Source organism: Paenibacillus sp. GCM10027626, from assembly GCF_042676285.1.
Classification (GTDB): domain Bacteria; phylum Bacillota; class Bacilli; order Paenibacillales; family Paenibacillaceae; genus Paenibacillus_Z.
This window is the reverse complement of the sequence record NZ_JBHTHC010000003.1, coordinates 636,524-659,495: the sequence shown is the minus strand read 5'-3', so window position 1 is coordinate 659,495 and position 22,972 is coordinate 636,524. Positions and strand designations below refer to the sequence as shown.

The following is a 22,972-nucleotide window of genomic DNA, read 5'->3' as shown; positions in this document are numbered from 1 at the left end:
CCCCCTCAAGATGAGATTTCCCAATTAGTAAGACCCCTGGAAGACGACCAGGTTGATAGGTTCGAGGTGGAAGCGCAGCAATGTGTGGAGCTGACGAATACTAATCGGTCGAGGGCTTATCCTAAAAAGTTTCACGAAGCTTGCTTCGGAAGCATAAACACAGCTAAAGATTTTCATTCCAGTTTCGTATCCAGTTTTCAGGGTGTAACTTTACTTATTCGCTTGAACAAGCTTCAATCGAAACAAGAAGTTGCATACAGCGTTTGGTGACGTTGTAACCTGTTTATATTGTGGCGGCATAGCTCAGCTGGCTAGAGCGTACGGTTCATACCCGTAAGGTCGGGGGTTCGATCCCCTCTGCCGCTACCAATTCATATGGAGGCTTAGCTCAGCTGGGAGAGCATCTGCCTTACAAGCAGAGGGTCGGCGGTTCGATCCCGTCAGCCTCCACCATTTCATACTTACGCGGAGCCGTGGTGTAGAGGCCTAACATGCCTGCCTGTCACGCAGGAGACCGCGGGTTCGAATCCCGTCGGCTCCGCCATTTTATGAATAATAGATTGTGGCTCGGTAGCTCAGTCGGTAGAGCAGAGGACTGAAAATCCTCGTGTCGGCGGTTCGATTCCGTCCCGAGCCACCATTTTCACTTTAAAAACCTTGCTTTAAAAATGTGGAGGGCTAGCGAAGTGGCCAAACGCAGCAGACTGTAAATCTGTTCTCGTTCGAGTTCGGTGGTTCGAATCCATCGCCCTCCACCATTCCCTTCATAGCAAGAGCCATTAGCTCAGTTGGTAGAGCACCTGACTTTTAATCAGGGTGTCGTAGGTTCGAGTCCTACATGGCTCACCAGTTAAAAACATTTAGCTTACAGTTCAGTGCGATCTGTAGGCTTTTTTGTATTATTGGGTGCAAAGCTGAAATGTATGCAGATGTATGGTACAATGACCGAATGAGTCATACTAATTCTAATTTAGGTATGAGCAGTATGTAAAAAGTGAGCTGCAGGCTCGAATGATAGGGGCTAGCTGATGGGCAAAACGAACTGGATGGAGCAGTTGGAGGAAATTGTTGCACGACCGATCCGTCAAAGGCAAGTGGCGCTTAAGGAATGGCATCGTTTGGCTCACGATATGAGTGAGCACCAGGGTTTAGGGGATGCGAAGGCCGTGCCGTCTGGAGCCTATTTACTGTCAGGCGATGATCAAATATGGTTTGCGCTGCGCAGTACGAGTACAAATGTAGAAGTTATCGAAATGGAACATGAAGGAATGACAGCTACTGAAATTGGCCTAATATCCTGGACGCTCGCTCAAGTTAAGAAGGCAGGCGGATCTGCTTACTCCGGCATATCTGAGTCGGAGCGGCAAGCAATGGAGTTAGGGGCATGGCTGGTGGAGCGATTAGAAGAAGGAGATACCCAAGGCTCAGTGCCTGACCGGCTGCTGGGGAGAGGGCGTTTTTTTTCGACGATGATTCCTTTTTTGCTCGTTAGTGAGCAGGCAGAAACGGGGCGGACAAGCTACACTGAGTTAGAAAAGCTGCTTCGCACATTTTTAGCGGAAGAAATTATTTTGATCCCACTGCAAGAACAGGAATGGCTAATTCTTGGGCCTGTTTCACTTATTCATGATGCGCAGTCTGAAGAACGTGAGGATGACACGGAAGAGGCATTGGAAGAAAGCCTGGCATCGATTGCATCAGGTCTTCATGAAATGCTGGCGAGCGAATGGATTGGTGAATGTCATCTTACGGTTTCTCACCCGATTTCTCCTGCCAACTCGATTATTGCGACGACTGCGTTGCTGCGGGAGACGGTTCAATTAGGACGCGCATTCCATGTAGGGGCAAATATACATTTGCCATGGCTTTTGCATCTGGAAAGGCTATTGGCTACAATTCCCGACCCGCAGCGGATCCGTTTTGTAGAGCAGGCGTTGAAGCGGACAGACGCATTTTTGGAACCGGAAATGTTAACAACATTGGAAACGTTTTTTTCTTTGGATTGCAACGTTAGCGAGACAGCAAAAAAATTGTACATTCATCGGAATACTTTACTGTATCGACTTGATAAATTAAAGCAGGAAACTGAGCTTGACGTACGGCAGTTTCGCGATGCTGTATTGGTCAATATCATTTTGCTATTGTATAAAGTGACGAAAAGGAATTAGTTTTTTTGTAAAGTTTGTGCATAGTCACGAGGGCCGGCGCTGATATAAACTTATTAGTAGCAAAGAACAATAATCGTTTAGGGGGAAACAAGCATGGCTGGTGTACGCTTAGAGCATGTTTACAAAAAATATGCAGGATCGGATAACGCTACCGTTAAAGACTTCCATCTCGATATTAAGGATAAAGAATTTCTTGTACTCGTAGGTCCTTCCGGTTGTGGTAAATCAACAACACTGCGGATGATCGCAGGTCTTGAAGAAATTTCCGAAGGTAAACTGTTCATTGGCGAGCGTCTGGTAAATGACGTTGCTCCAAAAGACCGCGACATTGCGATGGTTTTCCAATCCTACGCGCTTTATCCGCATATGAACGTATACCAAAACATGGCTTTTGGTCTGAAACTCCGTAAATTCAAAAAAGCAGAAATCGACAAACGTGTTCGTGAAGCTGCGAAAATTCTTGATATTGAACATTTGCTGGATCGCAAACCAAAAGCACTTTCCGGCGGTCAGCGCCAACGTGTCGCTCTCGGCCGTGCGATCGTTCGTGAGCCTCAAGTGTTCCTGATGGACGAACCTCTTTCCAACTTGGACGCTAAACTTCGCGGCCAGATGCGCGCGGAAATCGCGAAGCTGGCAAAACGTCTGGAAACTACCGTTATCTACGTAACGCATGACCAGATCGAAGCGATGACGATGGGTGACCGTATCGTAGTAATGAAAGACGGCATCATCCAGCAAGCTGCTTCTCCGGAAGAACTGTATAACCACCCGGTTAACATTTTCGTTGCAGGTTTTATCGGCGCTCCTTCGATGAACTTCATCGCGGGCACACTGTCTGACCAAGGCGGCTTGCGCTTCAAAGCAAACGGCATCGACGTGGCAGTACCGGAAGGTAAGGCGCAATTGCTGCGTGAGCGCGGCATGATCGGTAAGGAAATCATATTGGGTATTCGCCCAGAAGACTTGCATGAAGAGCCGGTATTCCTGGAAGCATCGCCTAACACAATTGTTAGTGCACATATCGAAGTTGCTGAGAACTTGGGTCACGAAATGTACCTGTACCTGAATGGTCTTGGCAAAGACACCGTTATTGCTCGTGTTGACGGCCGTTCGAATTTGAAAGAAGGTACGAATGTAAAATTGGCTATCGACATGAACAAAGCTCATGTCTTCGATAAAGAAACGGAAATGAACATTTTTGAAATGTAATAATCATTATAGATTTGTTACAAAGGAAGTCCTTCTTAACTCATAAGGAGGACTTTTTTTGTTTTTATAAAACCGTTTGACGGGGTTCGCTGTCTAATAAGAGATTATACAGCGGGACGCCGCTCAGGAGGAAACATGGATAAGAAGCGATTGGCGGCTGCAGCGGCCAAAGGAGATGAAGAAGCCTTTCTTCAATTAATGAAATGTGAGCGGCAGCAAATGCTGCGCATAGCGTTTGCCTATTTGCGTAACGAAACAGATGCACTGGAGGCTATTCAAGAGACGGTATGCCGGGCATGGCACAAGCGAAGAGCATTGCGTGAACCGCAATATATGTCAACCTGGCTTATACGGATATTGATAAATGTTTGCAGTGATGAGCTGAAACGGAGAAAGCGGTCAAAGGCGATGAGTGAATATGTGGATGGAGGAGCTTATATTGCTGCGGATGAGACAGCTCATTCAGATGAACGTCTCGATGTCGCTAAAGCGCTCGCTTTTCTCGAGAAGCCGTACCGTGATGTTATTCTCCTCAAATATTATGAAGATATGACCATTACGGATATTGCGAGAGTGATGGAGCGGCCTGACGGGACCGTACGAACGTGGCTGAATAAAGCGTTGATGCAGCTGCGCAAGCAGATGGGGAAGCTTGGAGGAAGGGAGAGGCAGAATGGATAACAATTTGGATGAACAATGGCGCGAACGCTTTGTGCAAGATCGGGAAATACTTGAGAAGCAAATAAAAGGCGTGGATGATGAAAAGCTGATTATGGCGATTCATAACGGGCTGAATAAGGGAAAAGCGCGCCCAAGGCCGCGTAGGCGCTGGAGGCTAAGTATCGGGATGGGAACGGCGCTATTGGCGCTGATGCTGCTGTTTGCTGTGTCGGTAAAAGTATCTCCGGTTTTCGCTAATGCTTTGCGGCAAATTCCTGGATTGAGTGTGTTTGTAAATATGCTCGAAGCCGATCCTGCGGTAAAAATCGCGATAGATAATAACTTTATTCAACCGATCGGCAAAACGGTGGAAAAAGACGGTGTGCATTTAACCGTGGAAGGGATTGTAGCCGATGAACAGCGGCTGATTGTGCTGTATACGTCAAACATTACGGGTGGCTGGGATAGCACCAGACTGCAGTTTAAGTTTTTTGATCAGCAGGATAACGAGCTTCAAGGCTTGATCAGCTTCGACCATTCCTCCATCGGTAAAACTGCGATGCAGTCGAGGGGAGAACAGGATTTCGTCGATTTACAGCTGACTAACGGAAAGCAGATGCCGAGTCAAGTGAGAATGGAAGCAATGGTCAATGAAACGAAGCTTGATGTTGACATTCCGATCGAGCATTCCCGGTTCAGCGGGATGAAGCAGGAAATTCCCATCAATAGAACAATCGAAATTGATGGTGACCGGATAACGTTCGAAAGCATGGTAATCTCCCCTTTGAACATGCAGCTGAAAATTCGGGAGGACGCCGGCAACTTGAATAAGGTAAAAGGATTTATCGGCATGGTTATCGAGGATGAGAAAGGCCGTGAGTGGCAGGAGAAGAACGGTTATGGATTGTCTGATACCGAAAAGGTGCTTGGTTTTCAAAGTAATTATTTTGAGAAGCCGCGGCAGCTTGTTATAAAAGCAAGTGGCATATACCGGGTGCCGAAAGGGGCAAAGCTTGTTGTAAATACGGAGACGATGTCGATCATTAAAGCGCCGGATTCACGGGTTTCGCTCATACAGGTGGAAAGCAAGCAGCAATATGATCAGCTTGAGTTCCGTATTGGAGGGATTGATGATATTGAGGGCAAGTTTATTTCTTATTCCTTGGTCGATTCAACCTTTACCGATGGTGCGGGAAACAAGCATAAGCTTGCCGAGGTCGACCGTTTTACAAGTGGTTCGATGGATTCCCGCTATCCGGATCAGCGTAATATATACGTACCGCTGCCAAAAGGTAAGCTTCAGCAGCCGCTTACTTTTGAGCTGGCGGATTACCCAGGATATGTGGAACAGCCGGTAGAGCTTGAGATTGAGTTGTAAAGTGATGCGCATAAAAAAGTGTCGAAAGAAAAACGGCAACGTTGCTTTCGGCGCTTTTTTTCGTTAGGATGAAGACAATGGAATTTTTTTTAAGGCAATAATGGCTAAGAATCAGGTAATGACTGCGAGGGAGGCCGAATCATGGCTAAGAAAGTAAGAGTGTCTGAGCTTGTCCATCAATTTCAATTGGAAATTGTAAGTGGAGAAGACGGACTGCGCCGTAGTATATCAGTTGACGACCTATATCGGCCTGGACTGGAGATGGCGGGATATTTTCATTATTTTCCCGAAGAGCGTGTGCAAATTTTGGGCAAGACTGAGCTTGCATTTATGGAAACGCTGAGCAGCGAGGAAAGAACAGAGCGGGTTGCGCGGCTTTGTGCAGAAGAGACGCCATGCTTTATCATCACGCGCGGGCTTGAGGCGCCGCAGGAGATGATTGAGCTGTCCAATGAGAAGAAAATACCGGTATTGCGCAGCACGATGGCTACGACGATTATATCGAGCCGGATTACGAATTTTTTGGAGCGCAGGCTGGCGCCTACAGCGACGATCCACGGGGTTCTCGTCGATGTCTATGGCGTGGGCATGCTCATTACCGGCAGCAGCGGTATCGGCAAAAGCGAGACGGCGCTTGAGCTGGTCAAGCGGAGCCATCGGCTGGTAGCAGACGATGCTGTGGAAATTCGCCAAACTTCGGATGGCCAGCTGCATGGCAGCGCGCCCGAGCTGATTCGCCATCTGTTGGAAATTCGCGGCCTGGGCATTATCAATGTGATGACATTGTTTGGCGCCGGCGCCGTTCGTTCGACCAAAAGGATCAGTGTTGTGATTAAATTGGAGAACTGGCAGCCGGACAAGCAGTATGACCGGCTTGGGCTTGATGAAGAAACGACAAGAATTATCGATACAGATGTGCCGCTTGTCACCGTACCGGTGCGTCCCGGACGAAATCTTGCCGTTATTATTGAAGTTGCTGCGATGAATTTCCGTTTGAAACGAATGGGCTATAATGCGGCACTGCAATTTACGAACAAGCTGACAGAGACGATATCCGATGATTCGGATGATTTCGATTAATAAAGGGGTCATTGATGCATGATTGATTTGCGCTTGAATCCGATTGCTTTTTCCCTTGGGCCGATTGACGTACATTGGTACGGAATCATCCTTGGCACGGCTGCGCTTGTAGGTCTGCTGCTGGCGGTTCGCGAAGGCAAACGCTTTGGCTTCGCACCGGAGTTTTTTATGGACTTGCTGCTGTTTGGAGTTCCATCTGCCATTATAGGGGCGCGGCTTTACTTTGTAGCTTTTAAATGGGAAGACTACCGCAACAATTTAATGGGTATATTTGAAATTTGGAATGGCGGCATCGCCATTTATGGTGCGCTGATCGGCGCCTTTATTTGCGGATTTATTTATTTCCGCTACAAGGGATACAGCTTTTGGCGAGTTGTCGACATTTGTGCGCCTTCGCTTATTGCCGGACAAATGATCGGCCGTTGGGGCAACTTCGTTAATCAAGAGGCTTATGGCGGGCCCGTGGAGGAAAGCTTTTTGCGGAACACGCTGCATTTGCCGGGATGGATTGTCGACCAGATGAATGTCGAGGGCATCTTCCACCACCCGACCTTCTTGTACGAGTCGATTTGGAATCTGGCTGTGCTCGTTCTGCTGCTCATTATTCGCCGTCAGAAGTTTTTGCGTGCAGGCGAATTGACCATGATTTACTTTATCGGCTACTCGATCGGCCGTTTCTTTATCGAGGCGCTGCGGACTGACAGCCTTGCTTTTCAGGGGCCGGATTGGCTGGCATCTCTGATGAACGCTCTATGGTCGCCGATGACGGTGCTATTCGAGCAGGGACATCTGGATCCTGCCTATGGCAATGTGCGGGTGTCGCAGCTGTTAGCGGTTATTTTAGTGATAGCCGCGGTTATATTAATTATTGTGCGCAGAAAAACCGGCGCAGCTTCAGAACGTTATAACGATCCGATTATTTGTGCCAAAACGGGCCTGCCTGCAGGCGCAGCGGCAGCGGCTGTTGCAAATAAGGAAGCTGAGCCAGCCGAGCAAGGAGAAAGCGAAGCGGCGAATGCTGCAGAAGAAGCAAACGAAGAGGCAGAGCAAGCCAAGAAGGAGCAATAAAACGAAATGGTAAAGAAGGTCAAGACGCTGCTGTTTGATCTTGATGGCACAATTCTCGATACGAATGAACTGATTATCCAATCCTTCCTGCACGTGCTGCGGGATATTGCGCCAGCCGGCTTTGGCCGTGAGCAAATTATACCGGGCATGGGACAGCCGCTAACGTCGCAGCTGCAGCTTTTCTCTAATCGTGAGGATGTATCCGAGCTTGCTGCGGCATACCGGGAAATAAATTTACGTCTGCATGATGATTATGTGAAGCCTTTTCCGCATGTTCAGGAGGTACTGGCTGAGCTGTTAGCGGCTGGGTATCAAATTGGCATTGTAACGACCAAAATGAGACTCACAACAGAGCGCGGCTTGCATTTTACCGGCTTGTATGACTTAGTAACTCCGAGGGGAATCATTACAATTGACGAGGTAGAGCACCCGAAGCCGCATCCGCAGCCGGTTCTGAAGGCGATGCAGGCGCTCGGAGCCGATCCGGACTCGACTGTGATGGTTGGAGACAGCGTTGTCGATATTCAGGCGGCATTGGCCGCAGGCTGCACGGCAGTAGGCGTTGCCTGGTCACTCAAAGGAGAGAAGCTGCTGCGCGAGAGCGGAGCGAATCAGATCATCCATGATATGCGTGACTTGTATGCCACTGTTGGATTGGAGCGGGGACCGCTTGCGTAATGTAGAACGATATCCGGTGGAAGGGCCGAACGCCTTATGGCAAATGTATCGTACAGTTAGCCGTTTCAAAGCTGTACGCAACTTCATAATGATTCAGTTCACCAGGTATTGTCCATCTCTGCCGATCAAAAATTGGGTGTATCGCCGCGTTTTGGGAATGAAGGTGGGGAGGCATACTGCCTTTGCCCTGATGGTGATGGTAGATGTATTTTTTCCGGAGCGGATTACGGTAGGAGAGAATACGATTATCGGCTACAACACGACGATATTGACGCATGAATATTTGACGCGCGAATATCGCCTCGGCGATGTCATCATCGGCAGCAATGTGATGATTGGGGCCAATTCCACGATTCTTCCCGGCATTGTCATTGGCGATAATGCGGTTGTAGCGGCAGGTTCTGTCGTTCATCGGGATGTGCCTGCCGGCGCATTTGTCGGCGGTAATCCGGCAAGGGAAATCGTGCGCAGCTAACAATATGGGGAAAAGCAGTAGGGCTAGCGTTATGTTGGACATGCTAACGGGGATACGGCGGCTAAAGACTGTATCGCAGGTGATGAGCATGGTTCGGCGGCGCTAGCTTTTTTCTCGTAAAAATCCGCAAATATGAAACGGCGGGACGTTGCTTGACGAATAGCCGGAGGCATGATAAGATTACGACTAAATCTTTATTTTGGCAGTATGGTAATATGGTAACACTTTAATACAATAAAGTATTTGCGGGTGATATGATGTCTAAACCTAAAGTTTTTGAAAAGCCGATAGGCGTAAAGGATTACTTGCCGCATGCGGTTGAGCGGCTGCGCATCATTGAAAAAGATGTGCTTGCCTGCATGCGTTCATGGGGATACAACCAAATAATAACACCAACAATGGAGTATTACGATACCGTTGGCGTCGCCAGCTCGACCTCTGATCGCAAGCTGTTCAAATTGCTGAACAATCGCGGGACGACGCTCGTGCTTCGCTCAGATATGACCTCCCCGATTGCGCGGGTGGTTGCTTCCGTGTTGAAGGATGTACAGTTTCCGATCCGGCTTTCTTATCATTCCACTGTTTTTCGGGCAATTGAAGAGGAGGCCGGGCGTGAAGCGGAATTTTTCCAGACCGGCGTTGAACTGGTCGGGGATGCATCACCGGATGCCGACGCCGAAGTCGTAGCGCTCGCTATCGCTTCTTTGAAAGCGGCGGGAGTAGAACGTTTTAAGATCGCGATTGGCCATGTCGGATTTTTGAATGGCTTGTTTGAGGATTGTCTGAAGGACCTCACTGAGGCTCAGGAAGAACTGAAGGCTTGTCTGCTTGGCCGCGACTATGTCGGCTATCGCGAGCGTCTGCTGAGCCTGGATCTGGATGAACCGACGCGCATGGAGCTGGAGCATATTTTAAGGCTGCGCGGCGGCCGCGAAATTTGCAATCAGGCGCTGGAGTTAAGCGGCAATGCGACAGCACAAGCCTCTATTCAGCATCTGTGCGAAATGTGGAACGCACTGGAAGGATACGGAGTATGCGAGCATGTCATGATCGATTTGACGATGATCGGCGACTTTTCTTATTACACGGGCATGACCTTTGAAGGCTATGCCGCAGATCTTGGCTTCCCTGTGGCCAGCGGCGGCAGATACGACAATCTGCTGACGCAATTCGGCCGGCCGGCTCCTGCAACCGGATTTGCCCTTAAGACGACGCGGATTTTGGAGCTGATCGGCGATGGCGAGGGCGAGGAAGACAGTACGCGCCGGGTGCTGATCGGCTACGATGCTGCCGGACGGATAAGCGCCCTGCAGGAAGCGGGCAGACTGCGGGAGGAAGGCAAGATTGTCATAACGGAAAAGGTGGGAGCCGAGCAAGCAGCGTCAATTGTACAGTCTGACGGCAAAGTGCTCTACAAGGGCGAGACATTTGCAGCGTTCATTCCATTTTTCGCGGACAGGAGGGATAAGGCGAATGACGATGAGCAAAATGAATTCTAACGGTCTCCAAGGCTATTCAGAGACGTTGGGGGAAGCTGACCTTGCCGCAGTAGTAGCGGCAGCGCAGAGCGGCGGAGGAGAGCTTCTGAAAGTGGCTATGCCTAAGGGGCGGATTTACAAGCAGGCCTCGAAGCTGTTTCGTGAAGCGGGGCTGCCGATTCCTGGCGATTTCGACGATTCGCGCAAGCTGATTATTGAATTGCCGGAAGCGGGCATGTCCTTTATTATGGCTAAGCCTGTCGATGTGCCTACTTATGTGGAGTATGGCGTTGCGGATATCGGGGTTGTCGGCAAGGATGTGCTGATGGAAGAAAACCGCGATGTCTATGAACTGCTCGATCTTGGAATTGCCAAATGCCGCATGTCGGTTATCGGTCTGCCGGACTGGAAGCCGGTCATCCATCCGCGCGTAGCTACGAAATATCCCAATGTTGCTTCGCAATATTTCCGCGAGCAGGGACAGCAGGTGGAGGTCATTAAATTAAATGGCTCCATTGAGCTTGCGCCGCTGATCGGTTTGGCTGACCGGATTGTCGATATGGTAGAGACAGGGCAGACTTTGCGGGAAAACGGCCTGGTCGAAATGGAGTCGATTTTTGGCATTACAAGCCGGTTGATCGCTAACCGGGTCAGCTATCGGATGAAAAATGAAGCGATTCAAAGCTTATGCGATAAACTGCAGCAGACGATCGGCGCAAAGGCCGACGCTTAACAATTTTTCAGTGGGGAGCGAGAAGAATGCGAGTCATGCGCGCAGAGCAATTCGGATTAAAGCGTGAAGTTGAATATGGCACACCAGAGCAAAATGAAACAGTCAAGCAAATTGTAGAGGCGGTGCGTTTGCAAGGCGATCCGGCGCTATTGGCCTACACAGAAAAGCTTGACCGGATCAAGCTGGAAGCCCATGAGCTGCGGGTGAGCGATGCAGAAATTCAAGCGGCCTACGAGCAGGTGGATGAGGCTTTTTTGGCTGCAATTCGCGAAGCTGCGGCTAACATTCGTTCTTTTCACGAAAAACAGCTCCGTCAATCCTGGGTAGATGTGCAGCCTGATGGAACAATGCTGGGTCAACTGCTGCGCCCGCTGAAGCGTGTAGGCGTCTATGTGCCGGGCGGCAAAGCGGCCTATCCGTCATCGGTATTGATGAATGTGATTCCGGCGCAGGTAGCAGGGGTTCCGGAAATTGTCATGGTCACGCCCCCGGCTACGGGCGGCAAGGCGGGAATCGACCCTTACATTTTGGTGGCGGCCGCCGAAGCCGGCGTGAAGGAGCTGTACCGCGCAGGCGGGGCTCAGGCAGTAGCTGCCTTGGCTTACGGCACGGAGACGATTCCGCCGGTTGACAAAATTTGCGGGCCAGGAAACATTTATGTCGCCTTGGCGAAGCGGGCTGTATTTGGCGTGGTCGACATTGACAGCATTGCCGGCCCGAGCGAAATTGTCGTCTTGGCTGACGATACTGCCGATGCGGCTTACGTAGCTGCCGATATGCTGTCCCAGGCTGAGCATGACGAGATGGCATCCGCTATTTTGGTGACGACGTCCAAAAAGTTGGGCGATGCGGTGGCACTCGAAATCGAACGCCAGTTGGAAACACTGCCGAAGGCAGAGATCGCACGGCAGTCGATCACGTCCAATGGTGCTATATTGCTGGCCGAGACAATGGATGAGGCAATAGCAGCCGTCAACCGGATGGCGCCGGAGCATCTGGAGGTTATGCTGGAGGATGCCATGTCCTGGCTAGGCCGGATTGAAAATGCCGGAGCGATATTTGTCGGCCCATACAGCTCGGAGCCGGTAGGGGACTATTTTGCCGGCCCAAACCATATTTTGCCAACTAATGGTACGGCACGCTTTTCTTCACCTGTTAATGTGGACGATTTTCTGAAAAAATCGAGCCTGATTCAATATAGCAAAGCAGCTTTACTGGCCAATGGAGACAAAATTATGACTCTTGCGCGCCACGAGGGGCTTGAAGCACATGCGCGTGCGATCGAAATCCGCTTGGAGCGCGAAAAGGCATAGCGAAACGATTATTTTTTAAAGAAGGAAGGGTTTGAAATGGCTGATAACGTTATTCGTGCAGCAGAAGTATCCCGTACGACGAAGGAGACGGATATTAAGCTGGCTTTTGCTGTAGACGGAACTGGCACGACCAAGATTGAGACGGATGTTCCGTTTATGAACCATATGCTGGACTTGTTTACGAAGCACGGCCTCTTTGATTTGACGGTCGATGCGCGCGGCGACGTAGATATCGATGATCATCATACGGTTGAAGATATCGGCATTTGCCTGGGACAGACGATTCGTGAGGCGCTGGGCGACAAGCGCGGCATCAAACGCTATGCCTCTGTCTTTGTACCGATGGACGAGGCGCTGGCGCAGGTTGTGATCGATTTGAGCAATCGCCCCCATTTTGAATACCGGGCGCAATATCCGTCCCAGCAGGTAGGCAGCTTCTCGACTGAGCTTGTGCATGAATTTTTGTGGAAGCTTGCGCTGGAAGCGCGCATGACGCTTCATGTCATTGTTCACTACGGCTGCAACACGCATCATATGATTGAGGCGGTATTCAAGGCTTTGGGCCGGGCGCTGGATGAAGCGACAAGCATCGATCCGCGCGTACAGGGCGTGCCTTCCACGAAAGGGGTTCTGTAAGGTGATCGCGATCATCGACTACGGCATGGGAAATTTGCACAGCGTGAGCAAAGCGGTGGAGCGCCTGGGCAGTGAAGTTATTGTAACAGCTGATCCCAGTGTAATTATGGATGCAGACGGGGCTATATTGCCGGGGGTCGGAGCGTTTGGGGATGCGATGGACAATTTGCGCAGCACCGGGCTGGATGAGACGGCACGGCAGTACGCGGCTTCCGGAAAACCGCTGCTCGGCATTTGCCTGGGAATGCAGCTGCTGTTCGATGAGAGCGAGGAGTACGGTCTACACGCAGGTCTCGGATTGCTTCCAGGAAAGGTTATCCGTTTCCAGGGGGATTACAAAATTCCGCATATGGGCTGGAACCGGCTGCAATTTTTGCAGGAAAGCCCGCTATTTGCCGGCCTCGATGCTGGCTATGTATATTTTGTCCACTCTTATCATGCTAAGCCTGAGAAAAGCGGCGATCTGCTGGCAGTGACCGAATACTATCAATCCGTGACGGCGATTGTCGGCCGGGACAATGTGTACGGCATGCAATTTCATCCGGAGAAAAGCGGGCAGCTTGGGATGCAGCTGCTGCAGAACTTTGTCAAGATGGCATGAACAAATAAGAAACGGTGGTGCTGCTATTGTTAGCAAAACGTATTATTCCGTGCTTGGATGTTAAAGACGGCCGAGTTGTGAAGGGTGTCAATTTTGTCAATTTGCGCGATGCCGGCGATCCTGTAGAGCTTGCCGCTACTTATGACCGCGAAGGCGCGGATGAGCTCGTATTTCTCGACATCTCGGCCACGAATGAAGGGCGGGAGACGATGACAGATGTAGTCCGGCGTACAGCGGAAGCGGTGACGATTCCGTTCACGGTAGGCGGCGGGATTGCTTCTGTTGAAGATATGAAGCGGCTGCTGCGGGCAGGCGCCGATAAAATCGGCATTAACTCGGCGGCAGTCAAAAATCCGAATCTGGTCGCTGAAGGCGCCCGCAAGTTCGGCTCGCAATGCATTGTTGTGGCAATTGATGCAAAATACAATACAGAGTGGAATGAATGGGAAGTATACACGCATGGCGGACAAAAGGGAACTGGCATGAAGGTGCTTGAATGGGCGAAAGAGGTTGAGCGTCTGGGCGCCGGCGAAATTTTGCTGACCAGCATGGATGCCGACGGCACGAAGGACGGTTTTGATCTCAAGCTGACCCGCGCAGTAGCGGAGGCAGTAAAAATACCGGTCATTGCTTCGGGCGGTGCCGGCCGAATTGAGCACTTCCATGAGGTGTTCGAGCAAGGAATGGCCGATGCCGGCCTGGCGGCTACGATCTTTCACTATAAAGAAATGACGATCGGCGATGTGAAAAATGATTTGCGGCAAAAGGGAGTTGAAGTGCGATGAGTAATATCGAAGCGGTGGCTGCCCAGATCAAATGGGACGAAGCGGGTCTTGTGCCGGCAATTGTACAGGATCAGTTGAGCAAAGAAGTGCTCATGATGGCTTATATGAACAAGGAATCGCTCGCGAAATCTGTCGAGTCAGGGGAGACCTGGTTCTGGAGCCGTTCGCGCGGTGAATTATGGCATAAAGGTGCAACGAGCGGACATACGCAGCGAATCGTCTCCATGCACTATGACTGCGATGGAGACACGCTGCTTGTTCGTGTACAGCAGCAGGGAGCGGCATGCCATACTGGCAAGTACAGCTGCTTCTTCAATGAAATTGAAGGCATCAAAGGCAGTGAGGAGCTGCGGGCTGATATTCCGAGAACGGAGGCTGCTGCGGATCGTTTCGCGATGCTTAGCCAATTGGAGGCTGTCATTGCCCAGCGCTATGTAGAGCGCCCGGAAGGAGCCTATACGACGTATCTGTTTGAAAAAGGCGTCGACAAAATTTTGAAAAAAGTTGGCGAGGAAACCGCGGAAGTGATCATCGCCGCTAAAAATAAAGATAACGACGAGCTGCGCTGCGAAACGAGCGACCTTATTTTCCACTTGATGGTTCTGCTTCGCGATCGCGGAATGCCGCTGGACGATGTAATGACAGAACTGGGACGCCGTCACAACAAGCCAAAGCAATAATCTCCCAAGCCGAGCCCGCGCCTAACGTGATGCTCGGTTTGATGCTGTCGCTACACGATTTTGTTTGCTGACTGAAAGGAGGGGATGATACAAGTGCTGATCGATTACCATACACATCATGAAAGATGCGGCCATGCAGTCGGCACGCTTGAAGATTATGTCAAGCGGGGCATCGAAATCGGTTTGCAGCAAATTGGCTTGTCGGATCATATGCCGCTGCTGCACGTCGATCCGGCCGAATACTACCCGGAAATGGCAATGCCGATGGAGGAATTGCCGAAATATGTTGAAGAATGTCTCTACTTGAAAGAGAAGTACAAAGGGCAAATCGACATTCGGGTCGGGCTGGAAGCGGATTACATCGAAGGCTGGGAAGAGGCGATTGAACGTATTATCCGGAAGTATTCTTGGGATTATGTTATCGGTTCTGTCCATTTTTTGGGTACTTGGGATATTTCCGACTTTCGTCAGACCGGCGAATGGGAAAACCGGGACCGCATGCAAGTATATGAGCAGTACTATGATGCGGTGTGCAAAGCTGCGGCAACAGGCTTTTACGATTATATCGGACATATCGATGTTATTAAACGCTTTGGCTTCAAGCCGGACGGCGATGTGACGCATCTGGAAGATGCGGCCCTGCAGGCGGTTAGCAAGCACGGACTGGCGATTGAGCTCAACGCTTCAGGGCTGCGTATGCCGGTGGAAGAAATGTTCCCGGGACGCCGCATGCTGGAAAAAGCCCGTTCGCTCGGCATACCGCTAACGATCGGCTCCGATTGCCACCAGCCGGAAAGGCTTGGCCAATATTTGGATGAAGCGCGCACGCTGCTGAAAAATGTAGGAATTACGCAGTTAGCGACGTTTGAAGCCCGAAAAAGGGTTATGGTCGATTTTTGAATTATTCTAAATTCCCATGTATAATAAAAGTTGTCGAAACTAGCACTACTAAATGTACAATTAAGTGGTCTAATCGCTCAGGAGGGTAACATGTTTAGCGACAAGCTGCGTATTTTCTCAGGTTCCTCAAATCCAAAGGTGGCTGAAAAGATCAGCGCCGAACTCGGGCTGCCGCTCGGCAAAATTAAAGTATCACGGTTTAAAAGCGGCGAAATTTATGTGCACTATGAGGAATCTATCCGTAACTGTGACGTATTCCTAGTACAATCTTTCTCACACCCGATCAATGATCATTTTGTCGAATTGCTCGTCATGATTGATGCAGCGAAGCGGGCATCAGCCCGGACGGTCAATATTATCGTGCCTTATTATGGCTATGCACGCCAGGAGCGCAAGGCTGCGCCGCGCGAGCCGATCTCCGCGAAGATGCTGGCCGACGTGCTGACAACAGTCGGTGCGACGCGCGTCATTACGATTGATCTGCATGCACCTGCTATTCAAGGGTTTTTCAACATTCCGGTCGATCATTTGACTGCACTGGACCTGATCAGCGACTATTTGAAGTCCAAAAATATTCGCAATCCAGTTGTCGTTTCGCCTGATGCCGGACGCGCTTCGACGGCCGAAAAGCTGGCGAACCAACTGGATTCACCTTTCGCCATTATGATTAAGAAGCGTCCTGCCCATAACGAATCTGTCATCACTCACGTTATTGGCGATGTTGAGGGCAGTACACCGATTATTATCGAAGATATGATTGATACAGGAACAACCATCGTGAACGTCGTGGAAGGACTCAAAGAACGCGGCGCGGAAGACGTCTATGTCTGTGCGACCCACCCATTGTTCTCTGGACCGGCACTGCAGCGATTGGACCATCCCAATATTAAAGAAGTTGTCGTAACAGACTCGATCTCATTGCCGGACGATCACTCTGAACGCTTCAAAGTTCTGTCTGTTGCGCCAATGCTTGCCGAAGCGACCCGCATTATCATGCAGGGCGGTTCCATCAGTACATTATTCAAAAACGCGGGCATTTAGTATTAACCCGCTTTACAGCGTTGCTGCAAATCGCGGACGAATCCGACGCGATGGACGTTCACAGCCATAAGCCCTTATAACTGCGGGCTTGCAGGACACCGAGAGGAAGGTTTCTGGGCGGCGGAAGAGCCATCGCGGGGGTTTGTTCGCGATTTGCCACATATTCTTTCGTTTAAGGATAGGCCATGCTATGGTATAATCGTACCAACTTAACAAGGCGTTTGAGAGCTTCTTGAATAGAGAGGCTGATTTCATTGCCTAATCGAACGGAGCAGGAGGTGCCTTGCGGATGAAAGAGAGAAAGCGTGCAGCGGTAAAACCAACTAAGAAAGTGATTCCGATTCAATGGGACGCCACGTTCTTTTTCGAGCGAGCGGTTCGTTCGCTGGATCGATATCATTATGACAAGGCCCTTAAATATTTCCGTCGGGCGGTCGAGTACGAGCCGGATAATCCGGTCAATCATTGCAATATGGCCGGTATTTTGTCGGAAATTGGCAATTATGAGGAGTCGAATTCCGTTCTGCGGATGATCGTGGAGGAATTGGATGCGACGATGACGGAATGCTATTTCTATATGGCGAATAATTTCGCCAATATGGAGATGTATGAAGCAGCTGAAGAAGCGCTCGTAAAATATTTGGAGGAAGACGGCGAAGGGCAGTTTCTTGAGGAAGCGGAAGAAATGCTGGAGCTGCTGCACTTCGAGCTGGAAAGGCCGACCAAGCTGGCGTTTATTAAAGCGCGTGCCGGGTTTCATGAGCATGATCAGGCTCGCGCGCTGCTTGAAGAGGGGAAATTTGTCGAAGCGGTGCGCATGCTGGAAAATATCGTGGAAAATAACCCGGAATTTTTGGCTGCCCGCAACAATCTGGCCTTGGCATATTATTATATGGGCATGTTTGAGCGGGCGATGGCGACGATTGGCGAAGTGCTGGAAATTGAATCGGGCAATCTGCATGCTCTGTGCAATCTTGCGATCTTTTATCAGCATGCAGAGAATGAAGCGGAGCTGCGCCCTTTAATTGACCAGCTGCGCAAAACAGTGCCTTTTCATCAGGAACATGTATTTAAGCTGGCTACAACGATGGGAATTTTGGGCGATCATGAGACGGCCTATCGGCACTTTGTCCGTTTAATGAAGGATGGAGAGCTGCGCCATGATCCATGTTTGTTCCATTACACGGCAGTAGCCGCCTGCAACACGGGGAAGCTGGCAGAGGCCGAGCGGCTGTGGCAGCAGGCAGCCAAGCTTGATCCGGGGTCGAATGTCCCGGGGTATTACCTGGAGCAGCTGGAACGGATCAGCCAAGGCGGAGATCCGGCGCCGACGAGCTATCATTACCATCTTCCCTTTGAAGAACAGTTCAAATTGTGGGAGAAGTCAAGCGATACGCTGCCCGATCATCTGAAGCGGGATCCGCTTGTGCGGTCATCGTTTTTCTGGGCGCTGCGGCATGGGGACCGGCACACCAAGCTGCAAGTGATTCAAGCGTTGGGGCTTATCGCCGATACAGAAGTCATTGACGCGCTGCGCGATTTTATTATGGAGCCGCAGGAAGACGACTACTTGAAGCGAATTGCTATTTTTGTGTTGCGCTCAATCGGCGTTCATGATTCGCTGCATGCGGTATTGGAAGGCCGGGATACGGTGATCGAGCATAGCCGGATGCCGTCGAGGCTGCCGGTATGGGAAGACAAATGGCAAGCTGTTCTGGAAGCGGCTCTTGCGCGAATGAACAAGCATTATGATCTTGTGCAGCAGCATGATTTGCTGACGTTATGGATTGAGTTTTTATCGCGTATGTATCCGGATGTGCCCAAAATCGGCAAAGTGGAAGGATGGGCGGCTGCCCTCGAATACTTGACGGCCAAAATGCACCGCCGAGCCATTTCCTATCATGAAGTTTCCCGCAGATACGACATCTCGATTGCTACTGTTAGCAAGTGCGCAAAAAAGATGGATGAGGTATGCGGAATTAAGGAAAAAATGAAAAAGATATTCCCTTCGCTGTCTGAGCATACAGAAGAGTAAAGGGAGCCTATGTTGGAAAAGGAGGCAGCTATTGATGTATAAAACCATTATTATCGGAACGGGTCCTGCCGGACTGACAGCCGCTATTTATTTGGCTCGCGCTAACTTGAATCCTCTTGTAATCGAAGGCCCTGAGCCAGGCGGACAATTGACAACAACGACGGATGTTGAAAATTTCCCGGGATTTCCAGAAGGAATCATGGGTCCTGACTTGATGGCTAATATGCGGAAGCAGGCGGAGCGCTTCGGCGCTGAATTCCGTACTGGCTGGGTTAACGCTGTCGATACGTCCAAGCGTCCTTTCACGATCCAGGTGGAAGGCCAGGGCGAGCTGCAAGCAGAGACGCTTATTATTTCGACCGGTGCTTCGGCTAAATATTTGGGCATTCCAAATGAGCGCGACAATGTCGGAAAAGGCGTGAGCACTTGCGCGACCTGCGACGGCTTCTTCTTCCGCGGCAAAAAAATTATTGTAGTCGGCGGCGGAGACTCTGCTATGGAGGAAGCAAACTTCTTGACGCGCTTTGCCTCTGAAGTTGTGCTTGTACACCGCCGTGATGAAATGCGCGCCTCCAAAATTATGCAGGATCGCGCGCGCAACAATGAGAAGATCACTATGGCGCTTAACCGCACGCCGCTCGAAGTTATGGCAAACGGAATGGGCGTAACGGGCCTGAAGGTGCGCAACAACGAGACGGGCGAGGAAGAGATTATCGAGACGCAAGGTATTTTTGTCGCGATCGGCCATACACCGAATACGAAGTTTCTTAACGGCCAGTTGGAGACGGATGAGACGGGCTATTTGATCGTAAAACCAGGAACAAGCGAAACGAACATACCGGGAATTTTCGCTTGCGGCGATGTTCAGGACAACAAATATCGCCAAGCTATTACTGCAGCAGGCAGCGGCTGTATGGCTGCGCTTGATTGCGAACGCTTTTTGGAAAATCTATAAACGGTTGACTGGGGTACAGGTGACGCTGTCCGAAGGCGGACAGCGTCGCTTCACGTCGGCAACTAATGCAGCGGCTGACACAGCTTGACTCTTTTTAGAGCGTTCAATTATAGTGGGTACAGAAACAGAAGCACCCCAATTCATTTTGTAGAGGTGGCCTTGGCATGTCTGACAAGATTATTGTTGGCGTTGATATCGGCGGAACAGCGGTTAAAGTCGGTATTTGCGATCTTAACGGCGAATTGCTTCATACTTTTGAAGGACCGACTGAAGCTGAGAAAGGCGCAGATGCGGTATGCAACAACATTGCAAACTATGCGCTGCAAATCGTGGAGCAGTCTCCTTTCTCATGGGAACAAGTTGAAGGAGTAGGAGTAGGCGTCGCAGGCTTTCTCGATATCCCGAACGGAATTATTAAGTTCTCACCTAATCTGAAATTCCGTAATGTTCCATTAAAGGAATTTTTGGAAAACAAACTGCAGAAAAAAGTGCTGGTTAATAACGATGCCAACGTAGCTGCACTCGGCGAGGCTTGGGCAGGCGCAGGCAGCGGAGTATCGCACTGTGTATGCTATACGCTGGGTACCGGTGTCGGCGGCGGCATTATCGTGAGCGACCGCATTGTAGAAGGCTTTAACGGCCTTGCGGGCGAGCTGGGCCATATGGCGATTGTTCCTGACCTGGAAGCCATTCAATGCGGCTGCGGCAAGATGGGCTGTTTGGAGACAGTATCCTCGGCTACAGGCATTATTCGCATGGCGAAGGATGCAGTAGCGCGCGGCGACCGCACATCGCTCTCTTTTATTACGACGGAGATTACGGCGAAGGATGTCATTGATGCGGCTAAAGCCGGCGATGAGGTTGCTACCCGCATTGTAGCGAGAGCTGCCTATTACTTGGGCAAATCTATGGCGACCGTAGCTGTCGTGCTGAATCCGGAACGGTTTATTATCGGCGGCGGCGTCTCTAAAGCCGGCGAGTATCTGTTCGAGCAAATTCGTGAGGTATTCCGGAAATCCACACCGGAAATTGTTGCGGAAGGGGTACAAATTGTACCGGCAATTTTGGGCAATAATGCGGGTGTTGTTGGCGCCGCGGGCTTGATTATTCGTTCCTGAGTATGAGCCGTGCTGATGCACGGCTCCAGGCAGCTGATGGCTGTATATGTGCGCTGCGCTATGTTATGCTTCAGGAGGTGCTTCGATGATAGACAGTGGGATGACTGCAAAGGCTCAATTGGTTATAATTACGGGCATGTCGGGAGCGGGAAAGACGATTGCCGTGCAAAGCATGGAGGATCTTGGCTTCTTTTGCGTAGACAATCTGCCTCCTATACTGATTCCCAAATTTGCCGAATTAATTGAGCAATCCAATGGTAAAATTGGTAAGGTAGCACTGGTGATCGATCTTAGGGGCCGGGAGTTTTTTACAGCCTTAGCCGAATCGATTGCTTATTTGAAGGAACATTATTCAATCGGGTTTGAAATTTTATTTTTGGATGCAACTGATAGCGTTCTTGTACAACGATACAAAGAAAGCAGACGCCGTCACCCGCTCGCTGCCAATGGAATGCCGCTTGACGGCATTAGAACGGAGCGGCGCATGCTGGAGGATTTGAAAGGCTGGGCTTCTCAAGTTATCGATACAAGCAATTTGAAGCCTGCCCAGCTAAAGGACCGGATTATTTCCCGTTTTGTTCAGGCGGATATGAACGCTTTGTCAGTAAATGTAACTTCATTTGGTTTTAAATACGGCATTCCGATTGATGCTGATTTAATCTATGATGTCCGCTTCTTGCCCAATCCGCATTATGTCGACCATCTCCGTCCGAATACAGGCCAAGATCCTGAAGTTTATGATTATGTGATGAAATGGCCTGAGACACAAACGTTTCTCACCAAACTACTCGATATGCTTCAGTTTCTTCTTCCTCTTTACCGGAAGGAAGGAAAAAGTCAAATTGTTATAGGTATAGGCTGCACAGGCGGTAAACATCGTTCGGTAGCAATCGCTGAATATTTGGGACGCATGCTTGGCAGCAGCGATACAGAGAATGTCCGGGTTAGCCATCGAGATTCCGATCGCGACCGGCATTGAGGTGAATGATGATAGAGAAACTTGGCGTTGATCGCCATCCTCGGATTGTAGTAATTGGCGGCGGTACAGGGTTGTCTGTAATGCTTCGCGGCTTGAAAGAAAAGCCGCTGGATATTACGGCAATTGTAACGGTGGCCGATGACGGCGGGAGCTCGGGTATATTGCGCTCAGAGCTGCAAATTCCTCCGCCGGGAGATATACGCAATGTACTTATGGCGCTAGCTGATGTAGAGCCGTTGTTGACTGAAATGCTGCAGTATCGGTTTAACAGCGGCACCGGTTTAGCCGGACATAGTCTTGGCAATTTGATGCTGGCGGCAATGACGGATATAGCCGGCGACTTCGTTACAGGCGTTCGCGAGCTTAGTCGTGTCTTGGCCGTACGCGGCAGGGTGCTTCCGGCAGCCGGGCAAGCGATTGTGCTTCATGCCGAAATGGAGGATGGCTCCATTATTTCCGGCGAGTCTAATATTCCGAAGGCTGGCATGAAAATTAAGCGGGTATTTATCGAACCCGAGAAAGTAGAGCCTTTGCAGGAAGCGGTGGAAGCGGTACGTGATGCGGATGCGATTTTGATCGGACCAGGCAGCTTATATACGAGTATTATACCGAATTTGCTTGTTCCGAAGCTGGCGGAAAGTATTGTTCAGTCGAATGCTGTTAAGCTGTTTGTATGCAATGTGATGACACAGCCGGGCGAGACGGATAACTATTCGGTTGGCGATCATTTGCGGGCAATCCATGATCATATTGGAGAGCATCTGTTTGATTATGTTATTGTTAATAATGGTGAAATACCGCCGCAAGTTCAGGCCAAGTATGCTGAAGAGGGAGCCAAGGCAGTTCACCTGGATTTGGAAGAAGTAGAGAGCCGCGGCTATAAAGTTATTGCGGATCGACTGGTGTTATTTCGGACATACTTGAGGCATGACGCGGCGCGATTAAGCCATCATATTTATCAACTTGTTGAAGGCTGGATGAAGCGAAAGGGGTGAGGAC

The 22,972-nt window shown here is 50.2% G+C and carries 22 protein-coding genes, 6 tRNA genes and 1 rRNA gene; all 29 read left to right on the top strand.

What is annotated here, in order from left to right; translation table 11 throughout:
- Positions 1-124: ribosomal RNA gene (locus ACFQ0N_RS09905) — 23S ribosomal RNA — on the top strand; the annotation flags it as partial.
- A gap of 168 nt (positions 125-292) precedes the next feature.
- Positions 293-369 (top strand) — tRNA-Met (locus ACFQ0N_RS09900).
- An 8-nt stretch (positions 370-377) separates the two neighbouring features.
- Positions 378-453: transfer RNA gene (locus ACFQ0N_RS09895), tRNA-Val, on the top strand.
- 14 nt (positions 454-467) lie between these two features.
- Positions 468-544, top strand: a tRNA-Asp gene (locus ACFQ0N_RS09890).
- A 20-nt stretch (positions 545-564) separates the two neighbouring features.
- Positions 565-640 (top strand) — tRNA-Phe (locus ACFQ0N_RS09885).
- 32 nt (positions 641-672) lie between these two features.
- Positions 673-758: transfer RNA gene (locus ACFQ0N_RS09880), tRNA-Tyr, on the top strand.
- A 15-nt stretch (positions 759-773) separates the two neighbouring features.
- Positions 774-849: transfer RNA gene (locus ACFQ0N_RS09875), tRNA-Lys, on the top strand.
- A gap of 179 nt (positions 850-1,028) precedes the next feature.
- Entirely contained in the window at positions 1,029-2,168 is a 1,140-nt protein-coding gene (locus tag ACFQ0N_RS09870) for a PucR family transcriptional regulator (protein ID WP_379325365.1), read from the top strand.
- A 93-nt stretch (positions 2,169-2,261) separates the two neighbouring features.
- Positions 2,262-3,380 (top strand): ABC transporter ATP-binding protein, encoded by a 1,119-nt coding sequence (locus ACFQ0N_RS09865; RefSeq protein WP_379325363.1) that lies wholly within the window; start codon positions 2,262-2,264, stop codon positions 3,378-3,380.
- A gap of 135 nt (positions 3,381-3,515) precedes the next feature.
- The gene (locus tag ACFQ0N_RS09860; RefSeq protein ID WP_379325361.1) at positions 3,516-4,061 is read left to right on the top strand and encodes a sigma-70 family RNA polymerase sigma factor; all 546 of its coding nucleotides are present in this window, start codon (positions 3,516-3,518) and stop codon (positions 4,059-4,061) included.
- Positions 4,054-5,418 carry a DUF4179 domain-containing protein gene (locus tag ACFQ0N_RS09855; protein ID WP_379325359.1) on the top strand — a complete coding sequence of 455 codons (1,365 nt, stop codon included), beginning with the start codon at positions 4,054-4,056 and terminating at the stop codon, positions 5,416-5,418. Before ACFQ0N_RS09860 ends, ACFQ0N_RS09855 begins: the two co-directional genes overlap by 8 nt.
- 141 nt (positions 5,419-5,559) lie before the next feature.
- Complete coding sequence (gene hprK / locus ACFQ0N_RS09850) at positions 5,560-6,498, top strand: HPr(Ser) kinase/phosphatase (RefSeq protein WP_379325357.1); 939 nt, start codon at positions 5,560-5,562, stop codon at positions 6,496-6,498.
- 18 nt (positions 6,499-6,516) lie between these two features.
- Positions 6,517-7,566 carry a prolipoprotein diacylglyceryl transferase gene (gene lgt, locus ACFQ0N_RS09845; protein ID WP_379325355.1) on the top strand — a complete coding sequence of 350 codons (1,050 nt, stop codon included), beginning with the start codon at positions 6,517-6,519 and terminating at the stop codon, positions 7,564-7,566.
- 6 nt (positions 7,567-7,572) lie between these two features.
- Entirely contained in the window at positions 7,573-8,244 is a 672-nt protein-coding gene (locus ACFQ0N_RS09840; RefSeq protein WP_379325353.1) for an HAD-IA family hydrolase, read from the top strand.
- Positions 8,237-8,719 carry an acyltransferase gene (locus tag ACFQ0N_RS09835; protein WP_379325351.1) on the top strand — a complete coding sequence of 161 codons (483 nt, stop codon included), beginning with the start codon at positions 8,237-8,239 and terminating at the stop codon, positions 8,717-8,719. The genes ACFQ0N_RS09840 and ACFQ0N_RS09835 overlap by 8 nt, the downstream gene beginning before the upstream one ends.
- Positions 8,720-8,976: 257 nt before the next feature.
- Positions 8,977-10,218, top strand: a complete 1,242-nt coding sequence (locus ACFQ0N_RS09830; RefSeq protein ID WP_379325349.1) for an ATP phosphoribosyltransferase regulatory subunit — start codon at positions 8,977-8,979, stop codon at positions 10,216-10,218.
- A gap of 97 nt (positions 10,219-10,315) precedes the next feature.
- Positions 10,316-10,930 (top strand): ATP phosphoribosyltransferase, encoded by a 615-nt coding sequence (gene hisG, locus ACFQ0N_RS09825; protein ID WP_379325397.1) that lies wholly within the window; start codon positions 10,316-10,318, stop codon positions 10,928-10,930.
- 26 nt (positions 10,931-10,956) lie between these two features.
- Positions 10,957-12,243, top strand: a complete 1,287-nt coding sequence (gene hisD / locus ACFQ0N_RS09820) for a histidinol dehydrogenase (protein WP_379325347.1) — start codon at positions 10,957-10,959, stop codon at positions 12,241-12,243.
- Between the two features lie 36 nt (positions 12,244-12,279).
- Complete coding sequence (gene hisB / locus ACFQ0N_RS09815) at positions 12,280-12,879, top strand: imidazoleglycerol-phosphate dehydratase HisB (protein WP_379325345.1); 600 nt, start codon at positions 12,280-12,282, stop codon at positions 12,877-12,879.
- Between the two features lies 1 nt (position 12,880).
- Positions 12,881-13,480: an imidazole glycerol phosphate synthase subunit HisH gene (gene hisH / locus ACFQ0N_RS09810; protein WP_379325343.1), complete on the top strand. Its 600-nt coding sequence runs from the start codon at positions 12,881-12,883 to the stop codon at positions 13,478-13,480.
- A gap of 26 nt (positions 13,481-13,506) precedes the next feature.
- Positions 13,507-14,265 (top strand): imidazole glycerol phosphate synthase subunit HisF, encoded by a 759-nt coding sequence (gene hisF / locus ACFQ0N_RS09805; protein ID WP_379325341.1) that lies wholly within the window; start codon positions 13,507-13,509, stop codon positions 14,263-14,265.
- Positions 14,262-14,945, top strand: coding sequence for a bifunctional phosphoribosyl-AMP cyclohydrolase/phosphoribosyl-ATP diphosphatase HisIE (hisIE, locus tag ACFQ0N_RS09800; protein ID WP_379325339.1), 684 nt, complete (start codon positions 14,262-14,264; stop codon positions 14,943-14,945). Before hisF ends, hisIE begins: the two co-directional genes overlap by 4 nt.
- A 93-nt stretch (positions 14,946-15,038) precedes the next feature.
- Complete coding sequence (gene hisJ, locus ACFQ0N_RS09795; RefSeq protein WP_379325336.1) at positions 15,039-15,845, top strand: histidinol-phosphatase HisJ; 807 nt, start codon at positions 15,039-15,041, stop codon at positions 15,843-15,845.
- A 90-nt stretch (positions 15,846-15,935) separates the two neighbouring features.
- A complete protein-coding gene (locus ACFQ0N_RS09790; protein ID WP_379325334.1) occupies positions 15,936-16,886 on the top strand; it encodes a ribose-phosphate diphosphokinase in 951 nt (316 codons plus the stop codon).
- Positions 16,887-17,175: 289 nt separating this feature from the next.
- The gene (locus tag ACFQ0N_RS09785; protein ID WP_379325332.1) at positions 17,176-18,921 is read left to right on the top strand and encodes a tetratricopeptide repeat protein; all 1,746 of its coding nucleotides are present in this window, start codon (positions 17,176-17,178) and stop codon (positions 18,919-18,921) included.
- A 34-nt stretch (positions 18,922-18,955) separates the two neighbouring features.
- Positions 18,956-19,876 (top strand): thioredoxin-disulfide reductase, encoded by a 921-nt coding sequence (gene trxB / locus ACFQ0N_RS09780; protein ID WP_379325330.1) that lies wholly within the window; start codon positions 18,956-18,958, stop codon positions 19,874-19,876.
- Positions 19,877-20,040: 164 nt separating this feature from the next.
- Positions 20,041-20,994 (top strand): ROK family glucokinase, encoded by a 954-nt coding sequence (locus tag ACFQ0N_RS09775; protein WP_379325328.1) that lies wholly within the window; start codon positions 20,041-20,043, stop codon positions 20,992-20,994.
- Positions 20,995-21,079: 85 nt separating this feature from the next.
- A complete protein-coding gene (gene rapZ / locus ACFQ0N_RS09770) occupies positions 21,080-21,973 on the top strand; it encodes an RNase adapter RapZ (protein ID WP_379325326.1) in 894 nt (297 codons plus the stop codon).
- 8 nt (positions 21,974-21,981) lie between these two features.
- Entirely contained in the window at positions 21,982-22,968 is a 987-nt protein-coding gene (locus ACFQ0N_RS09765; RefSeq protein ID WP_379325324.1) for a gluconeogenesis factor YvcK family protein, read from the top strand.
- The last annotated feature ends 4 nt before the right edge of the window (positions 22,969-22,972 follow it).